General features: G+C 41.6%; 8 protein-coding genes. 5 read left to right on the top strand and 3 right to left on the bottom strand.

Features of this window, described 5'->3' with window-relative positions; all coding sequences use genetic code 11:
• Positions 1-82 precede the first annotated feature (82 nt).
• Positions 83-1042 carry an LCP family glycopolymer transferase gene (locus R8925_RS10080; RefSeq protein ID WP_430535745.1) on the bottom strand — a complete coding sequence of 320 codons (960 nt, stop codon included), beginning with the start codon at positions 1040-1042 and terminating at the stop codon, positions 83-85.
• 167 nt (positions 1043-1209) lie between these two features.
• Here R8925_RS10080 and R8925_RS10075 point away from each other — a divergent pair, with 167 nt between their 5' ends.
• The 3 genes from R8925_RS10075 to R8925_RS10065 all read left to right on the top strand — a co-directional run bounded on the left by R8925_RS10075 (position 1210) and on the right by R8925_RS10065 (position 7614).
• On the top strand, positions 1210-1914 hold the full coding sequence (locus R8925_RS10075) for an N-acetylmannosamine-6-phosphate 2-epimerase (protein WP_430535744.1): 705 nt from the start codon (positions 1210-1212) through the stop codon (positions 1912-1914).
• Positions 1915-2018: 104 nt separating this feature from the next.
• On the top strand, positions 2019-5129 hold the full coding sequence (locus tag R8925_RS10070) for an alpha-mannosidase (RefSeq protein WP_430535743.1): 3111 nt from the start codon (positions 2019-2021) through the stop codon (positions 5127-5129).
• A gap of 193 nt (positions 5130-5322) precedes the next feature.
• Positions 5323-7614: a 5'-nucleotidase C-terminal domain-containing protein gene (locus R8925_RS10065; protein WP_430535742.1), complete on the top strand. Its 2292-nt coding sequence runs from the start codon at positions 5323-5325 to the stop codon at positions 7612-7614.
• 52 nt (positions 7615-7666) lie between these two features.
• Here the strand turns inward: R8925_RS10065 and rnjA are convergent, their stop codons facing one another.
• Both rnjA and R8925_RS10055 read right to left on the bottom strand, forming a co-directional pair.
• Complete coding sequence (rnjA, locus tag R8925_RS10060; protein WP_430535741.1) at positions 7667-9334, bottom strand: ribonuclease J1; 1668 nt, start codon at positions 9332-9334, stop codon at positions 7667-7669.
• Positions 9335-9340: 6 nt separating this feature from the next.
• Complete coding sequence (locus tag R8925_RS10055; RefSeq protein ID WP_036072188.1) at positions 9341-9550, bottom strand: DNA-dependent RNA polymerase subunit epsilon; 210 nt, start codon at positions 9548-9550, stop codon at positions 9341-9343.
• Between the two features lie 568 nt (positions 9551-10118).
• Here R8925_RS10055 and R8925_RS10050 point away from each other — a divergent pair.
• Positions 10119-10889, top strand: coding sequence for a Cof-type HAD-IIB family hydrolase (locus R8925_RS10050; protein WP_430535740.1), 771 nt, complete (start codon positions 10119-10121; stop codon positions 10887-10889).
• Between the two features lie 212 nt (positions 10890-11101).
• Positions 11102-13000, top strand: coding sequence for an OPT family oligopeptide transporter (locus R8925_RS10045; protein ID WP_430535739.1), 1899 nt, complete (start codon positions 11102-11104; stop codon positions 12998-13000).
• Positions 13001-13232: the final 232 nt, after the last annotated feature.

Genomic DNA, 13232 nt, shown 5'->3' with positions numbered 1-13232 from the left:
TTGTGTACTTATTTCTATATACATATAAAGAGGATGGAACATCCGTTGATTTGTAGATCAACTTTTGTCCCATCCTCGTTTTTTAATTCTTCAAACCTAAATGTTCACGGAAAGTTTTTGTTGCCGCAGCTTTTGATTTGGATTCTGGTTCGTAGTAATAGAGATTGAAACCGTAAGCTTCACTGTAAATGGAGACACCTTCGCCTTCCATTTTGAGTGTGTCGACATCATTTCTCACGCTGGAGTAGCTAGTAGCGATTTCCAGGATATCATCCATCGCAAGGTTTGTCGTAAAGTTCTCACCCACTGCTTTTAGAAGCTTATTAAAATGAGTGATGGAGGAAGTGCCGGCTAGTTCGTTACTGATACCCATGATGACATCGCGTTGCCGATCTTGACGGCCAAAATCTCCGCGGGGGTCTTCATGACGAATTCGGACGTATTGTAAGGCTTCTTTCCCATTCAAGTCAATTTTGCCTTTCACAAAGCGTTTGTTGACTTCGGTTAGATTAATGTCGTTAGTAACGCGGACACCGCCTACAGCTGATACTAGGTCGCTGAAGCCTTTCATGTTGATAGTCACGTAATAATCGATGGGGACGTTCATCAGTTTCTCTACAGCGCCTACAGTACCTTCTGCGCCACCTTTAGAGTAGCTACCATTAATTTTGCCTATATTGCCGTCATCATAGGTCACTTTCGTATCTCGTGGGATACTAAGCATTTTGACAGAATTTTTTTCTTTATTAATTGTCGCGAGAATCATAGAATCAGAACGTCCATTTGTTTCACCAGCTCGGGCATCTGTCCCAATCATTAGAATGGAAAAAGCATGACCATCTGTTAGTGTACTAGTCGAGGGTTTATCTTTAGACAATGGTACGTGGATGCTGTTCAATGTTTGTTGGATACCGTTATAATAGTGAATCGCAAAGGCACCTAATGTGAACATAATGCCTAGTAGGATAACAAAGGAGATTTGCAGTCGATGCATCAATCTGGATGGCTTTTTCTCGAAGGGTTGAAAGCGAATTGTATCCATATTTAGTCCTATCTTTCTGTGTGTTGACACGTCTTATTTTATCTAAGTAATATTTATAAGTGGTATAAATTGACCGTTATTGTTAAACTTAATACTATCATAATGGTATCACTCCAAAGGCTATAAATCAAATTAGAATTTAATGATAAATTGAGAGGAATTTTGCCATGAAAGAAGAAAAGAAGGTTTTAAAAATGTCGCAAGGTTTGATTGTTTCGTGCCAGGCTTTGGAAGATGAGCCGTTACATAGTTCACATATTATGGCTAAAATGGCGCTTGCTGCTGAGATTGGCGGGGCGGTCGGGATTCGTGCCAATACTGCGGTGGATATTGTGGCGATAAAAGCGGAAGTTGGATTACCGGTTATTGGAATTCATAAGAAAAACTATGGTGCGTGTCCAGTTTTTATTACGCCAACGATGACTGAGGTGGACGAGATTGTCGCATCAGGGGCGGAGGTTGTGGCGATGGATGGGACGAGTCGAGTGCGACCTGATGGGACGGTGATTGCAGAGTTATTTCCGGAAATTAGACGAAAATATCCTAAGCAGCTTTTTATGGCAGACGTTGCTACACTGGAGGAAGCGGTTGAGGCAGAGCGATTAGGATTTGATTTTGTAGCACCTACTTTGTTTGGCTACACGGAAGAGACGGATGGGAAAAAAATTGCGGATGATGATTTCGCTCTTTTACGTCAAATGGTGCGCGAGATTCGGGTGGCTAGGGTGATTGCGGAAGGGAATGTTTTGACGCCAGAAATTGCGAAAAAGATTCAAGATATTGGTGTTTTTGCGATTGTGGTTGGTGGTGCAATTACGAGACCGCAATTGATTACAGCGCGCTTTGTTGATAGTTTGAAAGGGAATTCGTGATGAGACGCGAATTTCTTTTTCTTTAGTTTGTCTAGTTGACTTGTTGGATTTCTATGATATATTTCACTTATGAAAGCGTTTAAATAATTGGAAGGTGTGATGGCATGTTTTGGACGAAAGAAAAGGTTCAAAATCGAAATGGGGAGCTTAGTCAATATCGTTATGTGATATCGGAGCTGATTTCAGATTTTGGTATCATAGAAGATGCGTTGGGAGCGACTGGGAGTTATCCTACTGGACTAAATTTTAAGGATAAAATTGCGCTTGGGGAGGATTGGAGTGGCCGAGATCGTTATGTTTGGTTGAGGGGAAGTGTTGTATTACCAGCTAAACGAGAAGGGCATCGGATTTTGGGCTTTTTTGATTTTGGGAAAACAGGAGACGGTAATAATACTGGTTTTGAGTCACTATTGTTCATGAATGGGGAGCCATATCAAGGGGTGGATCAGAATCATAAGGAAGTGTTTTTTGCGGATGATTTGGCGGGAACACGAGTGGAACTGATTTTTAGATTGTGGTCGGGTCTTGAGGGTGGTGGTCAAGTTAGGGAGCAGGAGCATCGGATTAAGGAGGCTTTTATCGGCTACTTAGATGTGGCTGTGGATGATCTTTATTACACGGCTTTTGCGGCTCTACAGACGCTTGACTATTTGGCGGAGAATAGCACAGAGCGTTACGGTTTGATGCAGGCGCTAGATCATAGTTTTCGAGTGATTGATTGGGCGAATCCTAGAAGCACGGAGCATATGGCGTCGTTACATGAGGCTGGACGGTTGCTTAATTTGAGAATTGATGCGATGCCGAAAAACTTTGATGTGACGGTGACGTGTGTTGGTCATACGCACATTGATGTAGCTTGGTTGTGGCGTTTGAAGCATACGCGTGAGAAATCGGCACGGTCATTTTCAACGGTGATGCGATTGATGGAGCAGTATCCGAATTATGAGTTCTTGCAGTCACAGCCGCAGCTATATGCGTATATTAAAGAGGATTATCCGGATATTTATGCAAAGATTAAGACGCGAGTTGCGGATGGACGCTGGGAGGCAGATGGCGGGATGTGGCTGGAAGCGGATTGTAATATTCCTTCTGGTGAGTCGTTAGTGCGCCAAATTTTACAAGGGACGCGATTCTTTAAGGAGGAGTTTGGCAAGGAAAGTAAGTTTTTATGGTTGCCAGATGTGTTTGGTTATAGTTGGGCGTTACCGCAGATTTTGAAGAAATCGGGCCTAGAGACGTTTATGACGACGAAGATAAGTTGGAATCAGTTTAATAAAATGCCACATGATACATTTTGGTGGCGTGGGATTGACGGTTCAGAGATTTTGACGCATTTTATTACGACACCGGATAATGCACATGATATTTATTATACGTATAATGGAAATATTACAGCGCGTGCGGTGAAGGGCGTTTGGAACAGTTATAATGATAAAAATTTGAATAATGAGCTGCTCGTTTCGTATGGTTTTGGTGATGGTGGCGGGGGGCCAACACGCGAGATGCTAGAGATGATTGACCGATTTGACAAGATGCCGGGTATGCCAAAAGTAGAAACGGGGCATGCGGGGCCTTATTTTGAAAGATTGCATGAACGTGTAGAAAATTCGGAGGAGTATGTACATACGTGGAATGGGGAGCTTTATTTTGAGTACCATCGCGGCACATATACTTCGCAGGCGCATAACAAGAAAATGAACCGAAAATTGGAGTTGTTGCTTCGAGATGCTGAGTGGTTTCAAGTATTGCAAATAGCGGAAACAGGAGATTTTGAAGCGTATCCAAGTGACCTTCTTCGTGAAAGTTGGCGAATTGTGTTGCGCAACCAGTTTCACGATATTATTCCGGGTTCCTCGATTCAGGAAGTGTATGAGGATTGTGTTGTGGAGTATGATGAGGCGGAAAATTTGGCGTTGATGGCATATGACGAGATGAGCGCGATGGATGAGGATGCACCAAATTGTGTGACGTTAATGAATAGTTCGATTTGGGAGCGACCGCGTTTGGCTGAAATTGCGATTCCAACATTAGAGGCGGTGGTTTGGAAGGATGCGGCTGGGAAACGTTTGGATGCTGAACGGAATTTGGCGGGGAGTTGGTTAGTTGCGTTGGATGGTCTGACTCCATTTGGGACGGAAACATTGACGTATGAAGTGACTGCTGAAATTACCGAGGTGAAGCCGTTAGCGCAAGTTATTCATAATGGCTTGGAGACGAATCATTATCGTGTGACTTGGAATGAAGCGGGACAGTTTACCCAAATTTTTGATAAAAGACAGGCGCGTGAGGTTCTGGCAAAGAATGAGGCCGGCAATGTGTTGCAGGTTTTTGAGGATAAACCGCTGAATTTTGATGCTTGGGATATTGATATTTATTACCAGGAAAAAATGCGTGAGGTGACACAGCTAGAAAATGTGACGGTGACTCAAAATGGTGAACTTCAAGCGACAGTGCGAATGGAGTGGCTATATGGTAGCTCGACGATTGCGCAAAACATTCATTTTTACCGAGATAGTGCGCGAATTGATTTTGAAACGGAGCTTGACTGGTATGAAAAACAACAGTTGCTAAAAGTGGCATTCCCAGTGGACGTTATGGCATCAGATGCGACATACGATATTCAATATGGAAATGTGAAGCGACCGACGCATTGGAATACGAGCTGGGATTATGCGCGTTTTGAGACGGTTGGACATCAGTGGGCAGATTTGAGTGAGACGGGGTACGGTGTCAGTATTTTAAATAATTGCAAATATGGTCACGATATTAAGGATCATGTCATGCGCTTAACGCTACTGAAATCGGCAATATATCCGGACGTCACGCAAGATCAAGGTGAGCACATGTTTACGTATGCCTTATTTCCACATAAAGGTAATTTTGTAGAAGGCGATGTAGTGCAGGAAGCTTGGGCGCTTAACAATCCGCTACGTGTTGCACTTGGATCGCATGACAATCGATCATTGTTAAGATCCAATCGTGAGCAGATTCAAATTGATGCCGTGAAAAAAGCGGAGGATGGTGATGCGATTATTGTTCGTTTGCATGAATTCACGGGCGGTCGTTGTAATGTAGTGTTAACAAGTGACTTTCAAATAGAATCATGGCAGGAATGTGATTTGATGGAACGGCCAATTGCTGAGAAAGAGACTGGTAAATGGAGTTTCTCAGTTACACCTTATGAGGTAAAAACTTTTAAAGTTCAATTGAAATAGATTAGCGATACCTTAACAAAACAAACTTGAGCGAGTTCTTTGTTAAGGTATTTTAATCCATTGAAATGGCGTGTGGCTTTTGTTACAATGATGAGGTACGACTAAAACGCTTACAAGTGTGGTATAGACAGCTAATTTATATACATAACATATCTAATATTTTACTGCACGCAAAAAAGGGAGGATTTAAAACGTGAAGTATTTTTACAAAAAGGGATTAAAAATTGTTTTAGCAGCGAGTTTAACGGTTGGAATTGGTACAACAGCGATTGGGAGTAGCGCCCATATAGCAAACGCAGCAGTCGATCCTAATCTTGTGCCTGTCCAAATTTTAGGAGTGAATGATTTTCACGGGGCATTGGATACGCCTTCAAGCTCACCACTTGGTAAAATTGGTGGCGCGGATTACTTGGCGACAAACTTGAACAATACAGAAGCAACATTTTTAGCAGCGAATGGTTTAGTGGATAACTCGGCAAGTAATTCGATACGTGTGCAAGCGGGGGACATGGTCGGTGCAAGTCCAGCAATATCAGGTCTATTGCAAGATGAGCCAACAATCAAAGTGCTAAATCGGATGAAATTCGAAATTGGGACGCTTGGCAATCATGAGTTTGATGAAGGCTTAGCGGAATTTAAGCGAATTTTAGATGGTGGAGATACGTCCGATTTTAATGAAATCACGCAAAACTATAATCATGAAGCATCCGATATGTCGATTGTCGTTGCGAACGTGGTGAACAAGTCTGATGGCTCAATTCCTTATGGCTTCAAGCCGTATGAGATTAAAAATATGGGCGGCGTGGACGTTGGCTTTATCGGCGTTGTAACGACTGAGATTCCATCACTAGTACTAGCGAATCATATTCAAAATTTCAATTTCTTAGATGAAGCGGAGACAATCGCTAAATACTCGGCGGAATTACAAGCAAAGGGCGTGAATGCAATCGTTGTCTTGTCACACGTTCCAGCGCTAACACCAGGTAATCCAACAAATGGAGAAGGTGCAGTTTCTGGTGCAGCCGTGGATATGATTAACAAAGTGAATCAGATAGCGCCTAACAATAGCGTCGACCTTGTTTTAGCAGGACACAATCATCAATATACGAACGGAAAAGTAAGTAATACACGCTTAGTGCAGAGCTATAACAATGGGAAAGCGTATTCGAATGTAACAGGTGTACTTAACAAAACGACAAAAGATTTTGAGACAACTCCTAATGCGGAAATTAAATACAATTTACAAGACGTAACGCCAGATGTGGCGGTTCGCAGTGTTATCGACGAAGCTTATTCATTGGTGAATCCTGTCATTAGCAAGCCGATTGGACAAATGGACAGTGCAGTGCTGACACGCGATACAAATGCGGATAATGAATCACCGCTTGGAAATTTAATTACAGACGGTCAACGCGAAATGGCAAAGCAAGCTGGAATTCCGGTTGATTTTGCGATGACAAATAATGGTGGAATTCGCGCAGATCTTGTTGGAACGGCGGCGAACGGTTCATATGCAGTTACCTGGGGCGCAGCGCAAGCCGTACAGCCTTTTGGAAACATTTTGCAAGTAGTTGAACTTTCTGGAGCAGATATTATTGAAGCTTTAAATCAGCAATATGACGAATCTGAAAAATACTTTTTACAAGTTTCTGGTTTGACATACACGTACACAAAAAATGACGCTGGTGAAAAGCGTGTAGTTGATGTGATGAAGGAAGATGGCACGAAATTAGACCCAGCGGCAACGTATCGTGTGGTAATTAATGATTTCCTATTTGGCGGAGGTGATTCTTTCTCTGCTTTCACGAAAGGAAAACAAGTCGATGTTATTGATCCTGATACAGACACATTTATCAATTATATTCAATCACAAAGCAAACTTGTAACACCTGAACTTGGTCGCAAAACGTTCAAAACAGAAGCAGAAATAGCGAAGGAAAAAGAAGATGCAGCAGTTCAAGCGATTGCGGACAGTACGACTTTTGTATCGTATAAAGAAAAAGATGCTGTATTTAAAGGAAAAACAATTCCAGGCGCGACGGTTTCGTTAGACACTTTGGCAGTGCAAGCAAAAGTAGCACCGGTTGTTGCGGATGTAGATGGTAATTTTGAAATTGATATGAGTAGTGAAAACTTGAAAGAAGGAGATACATTTGGCGTTACGGTAACGGATGCGGACGGTTATAGCAAGACATTTACAGTAGCTGTTATGGCTGCAGATCCAATTGATAACGGTGGTAGTGAAGAAATTCCTGGCGATAATAACGGGAGTGGCACAGACTTACCGGATACAGATAATGGAAAAGATAGCACAGTAACGCCGGAACCGATTATTCCTCCAGCAACAGGGGATAAGGAATCAGCGATTGTCCCTGTGAAAAATGAGAACTTGCCACAGACTGGTGACGAAGATCAAACGGGCATTGTGCTAGGTGGATTAGTGTTAATCGGTGTTGGACTTTATTACGTAAGACGAAAAGCCTAATCATGCAAAAAAAGGCTCCAATCAGGAAATTCTGATTGGAGTCTTTTTTATACTAAACTTCCATAATGATTGGTAAAATCATCGGACGGCGTTTTGTTTTTTCATATAAAAATGGTTGTAGCGTATCTGTGACTTCATTTTTAATTTCGGACCATTGTGTAGTCTTGCTGTCCATTACTTTGTTTAAATGACGGCGCAATAATCCTTGTGCCTCATTAATCAGATTGCCAGATTCACGCATGTAGATGAAGCCGCGGGAAATGATATCTGGACCAGCCATTACTTTATTTTTAGCCGCACTGATGGAGACAACAACGATAACTAAGCCTTCTTCGGAAAGGACACGGCGATCGCGTAAAACGATATTACCGATATCACCAATTCCGCTACCATCGATATACACGTTGGCAGATTGGATTTTTCCTGCAACGTGCGCGGTATCAGCAGTTAGAGCCAGCACATCTCCATTTTCCATGATGAAGCTATTTTCATGAGGAACACCGCAGTAAAACGCGGACTGGGCATGTAATTTCTGCATTCTAAATTCTCCATGAATTGGCATGAAATATTTAGGTTTCATGAGACGAAGCATCAGTTTCTGTTCTTGTTGGCCACCGTGACCAGACGTATGAATGTTGTTAACTTTACCGTGAACAACCTCTGCACCAGCTTGGAAAAGTAGGTTAATTGTGCGGTTTACGCTAAGTGTATTTCCTGGAATTGGTGAAGAAGAAAAGACAACGGTATCGCCAGGTTGAATTTGGATTTGACGATGGGTACCGTTCGCAATACGCGAAAGTGCAGCCATCGGTTCACCTTGACTACCGGTACAAAGAATCGTGACTTCATTGGCAGGTAGTTTATTCAATTGTCCCCATTCGATAAACGTATCTTTCGGCGCCTGGATGTAGCCAAGCTCGATACCAATTGTGATAGCAGAGTCCATACTACGACCGAAAACAGCAATTTTGCGACCAGTTGCGACAGAGGACTCCACAACTTGTTGTAGGCGATAAATGTTGGATGCGAACGTTGCAAAAATAATCCGACCATCCACATCACGGAAAATATTTTTAATACTTTCCCCAACGATACGCTCACTCATTGTAAAATTAGGAACTTCTGCATTGGTAGAATCTGAAAGGAGGCATAGTACGCCTTCTTTTCCTATTTCTGCCATTTTTGTTAAGTTTGCAGGTTCGCCAACAGGTGTGAAATCGAATTTGAAATCGCCTGTGTGAACAATATTTCCAGACGGTGTTTTGACAACAACGCCATAAGAATCAGGAATACTGTGTGTTGTTGCAAAGAAGGAAATACTTGTTTTGCGGAATTTGAAAACATCGTCTTCTTCAAACTCGTAAATCTTCGTTTGGCGCAGTAAGCCATGTTCTTCTAATTTATTGCGGATAAGCGCTGCCGCTAGTTTCCCAGCGTAGACGGGAATGTTTAATTCGCGAAGCAAGTAAGGAACGCCACCAATATGATCTTCGTGACCGTGCGTAATGAATAAACCTTTAATTTTTTCTTTGTTTTTGATTAAATACGTGTAATCGGGAATAACGTAATCAATACCGAGTAACTCGTCCTCTGGGAACTTAATACCGGCATCGATGAGGATTATCTCATCCTGAAATTGCACGCCGTAAGTGTTTTTTCCGATTTCGCCTAGACCACCGAGTGCGAAAACAGCTGTTTCATTATTTTTTACAAATTTCATAGCGGATTACTGCCCCCACAGTTGGAAATCTTCATTTTGTTTTTCGTATTGCAGATGGGCTTCACTCAATTGCTCTACTAACTCAATATGGAAGGGTTGGTCTTTAAGAATAACGCGCACTTCTGGCACGCCACTTGCTTCCACATAGATGGATTGTGTTTTTTCTCTGACAGGTGTTTCGGTTTTTGTTGCTTGATAATAAACTTTAAAAATCATTTTTTTCTCTCCTTTATGTTTCGTTATTATTCATTGTAAAAATAGCATTGCTCCTCATTTGCAATCTATTTACATAATAAATTCATGGATAAAATGGTGTGACTTGTGAAAAAGGCAAAAAGAAACAATGGTAGCCGTTAGTAAAGTTTGGCTACGATTTTAGAATATACATGACATTCTGCGTTTTTTTCACCTACTCCAATTGAATACCATTATTCTGCGCATTTTAAACAAAATGGACAGCAAATGATTTCAATTCACGGTAGGTTTCATAAGTCACTTCTTTGTAAAAATAAAATCCGAACTTTTATCCTTGAATTCTAATATACCATAAAAAAAGATAAATGCTACTACAATCTACTCAAATAGGTTGAAAAAGTGATAGGAGGCTGGAAAATCATATTTTGATTGTACAGATAATTTTTTATAGAGGTATCATTTGTTTTCAAGGTGATGAGATTAATTACGTAGTTTCTATCCGCTATCGTATTTTTTTTGGTATACTTAATGATGAGATTAGTAATTGGGTGCATTTTTCCCGCAAATTTGGTTTGAGGAGATTTGAGCGATGAAGAAAATTGTGTTTTTTGATGTAGATGGTACGTTGGTCAATGACAACAAGGAGATTCCAGATTCCGCAAGAAAAGCTGTGAAAGCCTTACAAGATAAAGGTGTTTATGTGGCGATTGCATCTGGGAGGGCTCCTTTTTTATTGAAAGATATATGTGAGGAATTGAATATTAATTCTTATGTGAGTTTTAATGGACAATATGTTGTTTTTGAGGGGGAAATGGTATTTGATAACCCCTTGCCACAGGATTCAATGGAGCGCTTAATTGAAATTACGGAGAATTTGGATCATCCGCTTGTATTTATGAATGAGGAGACGCTACGGACGAATATTCCGGATCATCATAAGGTACATGAAGGTATGAACTCGCTGAAAGAGGGGTATCCAGAGCTTGATGCGGAATTTTATAAAGGCCGGACATTGTATCAATGTTTATTGTTTGCCGATGAGAGTCATGACGAATTTTACAAGGATAATTTTCCAGAGTATGGTTTCTTGCGCTGGCATGATGTGTCGATGGATGTGGCTCCTGCAAACGGTTCGAAGGCAGTTGGTATTCGAGAAATGTTGAAGCGCTTGGATTTCAAAATTGAGGATGCGTATGCGTTTGGCGATGGTCTGAATGATATTGAAATGTTACAAGAAGTTGGCACGGGAGTCGCGATGGCTAACGGGCGCGATGAAGTGAAAGCAATTGCCGATTTCGTGACGGATTCTGTCGATAATGATGGGGTTTTGAAGGGATTGCAACGTTTAGGATTATTATAAGTAGGGGAGCGGCGAATCAGAGCGTAGGTTCGTCGCTTTGGTGTCTATAGTAAAGTGATTAAAGGATGGCGTCCTTCTGCTCAAAGGATTGTATTTTCTTGTTTTTTCTTCCAGATATCCATTGCGAAAATGGGTATGTAGGGGTAAAATAGAATTGGATCTTTGCTTTAAAGGAACAAAGATTACATAAAACTTAAAGGAGTAGTTACAAAATGAGTGATAAAATGGGTAGCAAGCAGTTTCAGCCTTACATACCTGCTTCCAAATCACTGCCGGAATTGACAGTAACTTCTATCGTTCTTGGTATTATTCTTGCAATTTTATTTGGCGCAGCAAATGCTTACTTAGGGCTCAAAGTAGGCTTGACGGTATCTGCGTCAATTCCGGCAGCTGTTATTTCGATGGGGATTTTGCGCGGGATTTTTAGGCGCGATTCGATTTTGGAGAACAACATTGTGCAGACGATGACAACAGCAGGGGAAGCGCTCGGTGCTGGTGCGGTGTTTACGATTCCAGCGCTATTTATGCTAGGTGTAGACATCAACCAGATTATGCTAGTATTCATCGTATTGACCGGGGGATTCCTAGGTGTGTTCATGATGGTACCGCTTAGAAGAATGCTGATTGTTAATGAACATGAGACGTTGCCTTATCCAGAAGGAACGGCTTGTGCGGAAGTTCTAAAAACAGGTGAGAAAGGTGGCGGGGCACAAGCAAAACTCGTTGTATTTGGTTTCGGAATTGGGGCTCTTGTGAAAGTTCTTACAGATGGTTTCAAAGTTTTCCGAAGTGATGTACAGACGGGGATTTATAATTTTCAAAACGCCTTTATCGGGACGCAGATTTATCCGGCTTTACTCGGTGTTGGTTTTATTATCGGGCCAAAAATTGCGGGTCAGATGGTAGCTGGTGGTTTGATGGCTTCGCTTGTTTTGATTCCTTCCATAGCATTTTTTGGTGCTGGTAGTTCAGACATTATTTTTCCAGCTTCAGAGGCATTGAAAACGTTAGATGCGAGCATGATTTGGGATAATTATATTCGCTATATTGGCGCCGGTGCAGTTGCGGCTGGTGGTTTGATTACGCTTGCGAAAACGATGCCAGCGATTATCCAGACGCTGCGTAGTACGATGGTTGGAATTAATAAGAATAAAGGACAGAAAATGCTTGAAATTGAGCGCACAGATAAAGATATTCCAATGAAATGGGTTTTGATTGGGATTACTGTATTAATTGTTATTATCGCGTTTGATCCATTTACGAATGTTGGCATTATTGGCGCTTTAGCAATTGCGATTTTCGGATTCTTATTTGTTACGGTTGCATCGCGAATTGTTGGAATTGTTGGTAGCTCTTCCTCACCAGTTTCTGGGATGACCATTGCGACACTTCTGATTGTAGCGATTGCTTATAAATCATTCGGTTATAGTGGCACAGAAGGTATTGTACTGACATTGACGGTTGCCGCGATTGTTTGTACGGCGCTTGCTGTTGCAGGTGATATTTCACAAGATTTAAAAACAGGGTACCTCGTTGGTGGAACACCTTGGAAACAACAGGTTGCGATGATGATTGGTGTTATTGCCAGTGGTCTTGTAATGGGTTATATTTTGACACTACTAGATAACGCATATGGCATGGGTTCAGAAGCTTTACCAGCTCCAAAAGCTGCGTTGATGAAAATTTTAGCAGAAGGTATCTTAAATGGCAATTTGCCGTGGACGTTAATCTTTATCGGCGTTTCGATTGCGATTGTTATTGAATTTCTAGGTATGAACTCGCTTGTGTTCGCAGTAGGTCTTTACTTGCCATTAAACATTAGTGCAACCGTTATGTTCGGTGGGTTCGTTCGCTTAATCGTAAACCAAGTTATCAAAGCGAAAAAAGATAAGGAAAAAGCAGCACGTATTGAGCGTGGAACATTATTTGCATCTGGCTTAATTGCTGGAGAATCGTTGCTGGGCGTTATTATTGCCTTTATGATTTCGATTAACCCAAATATTATTCCAACTGAGTACTTGTTGACAAATCAATGGCTACCGTTCCTGGTATTCTTGATTGTGTGTACATTGCTTTACATCTCAACAGTACCTAAAAAGAAGAAAGCGTAGCGACAAACGCTCATCTGCGTCGTTAAAGGCTCCGTTCCAGTGCTCTTCTATGCTGTATTTCGCATAACTTCTCACATGGTTGGGGGTGAGACTCCCTCCCTGTTTTTAGTTGGTGTACAAGTCGTAGATTCCGCGCTGGTACTTGTCTTTGCCTAGCATCTAATCATTTGTCGCTCCACTTTGGTTGACGGTGTAGCAAAGTTTCGTAGTACCAAATGTTTAGACACAAGGA

Source organism: Listeria rocourtiae subsp. hofi, from assembly GCF_963575615.1.
GTDB lineage: Bacteria > Bacillota > Bacilli > Lactobacillales > Listeriaceae > Listeria_A > Listeria_A hofi.
Note: the sequence above shows the minus strand (reverse complement) of the source record. Positions and strands in the feature narration are given on the sequence as shown.

What these genes read in the sequence shown, in the direction of transcription:
- rnjA (WP_430535741.1), bottom strand. Translation starts at nt 9,334, where the DNA reads ATGAAATTTGTAAAAAATAATGAAACAGCTGTTTTCGCACTCGGTGGT.
- R8925_RS10070 (WP_430535743.1), top strand. Translation starts at nt 2,019, where the DNA reads ATGTTTTGGACGAAAGAAAAGGTTCAAAATCGAAATGGGGAGCTTAGT.
- R8925_RS10055 (WP_036072188.1), bottom strand. Translation starts at nt 9,550, where the DNA reads ATGATTTTTAAAGTTTATTATCAAGCAACAAAAACCGAAACACCTGTC.
- R8925_RS10075 (WP_430535744.1), top strand. Translation starts at nt 1,210, where the DNA reads ATGAAAGAAGAAAAGAAGGTTTTAAAAATGTCGCAAGGTTTGATTGTT.
- R8925_RS10050 (WP_430535740.1), top strand. Translation starts at nt 10,119, where the DNA reads ATGAAGAAAATTGTGTTTTTTGATGTAGATGGTACGTTGGTCAATGAC.
- R8925_RS10080 (WP_430535745.1), bottom strand. Translation starts at nt 1,042, where the DNA reads ATGGATACAATTCGCTTTCAACCCTTCGAGAAAAAGCCATCCAGATTG.
- R8925_RS10045 (WP_430535739.1), top strand. Translation starts at nt 11,102, where the DNA reads ATGAGTGATAAAATGGGTAGCAAGCAGTTTCAGCCTTACATACCTGCT.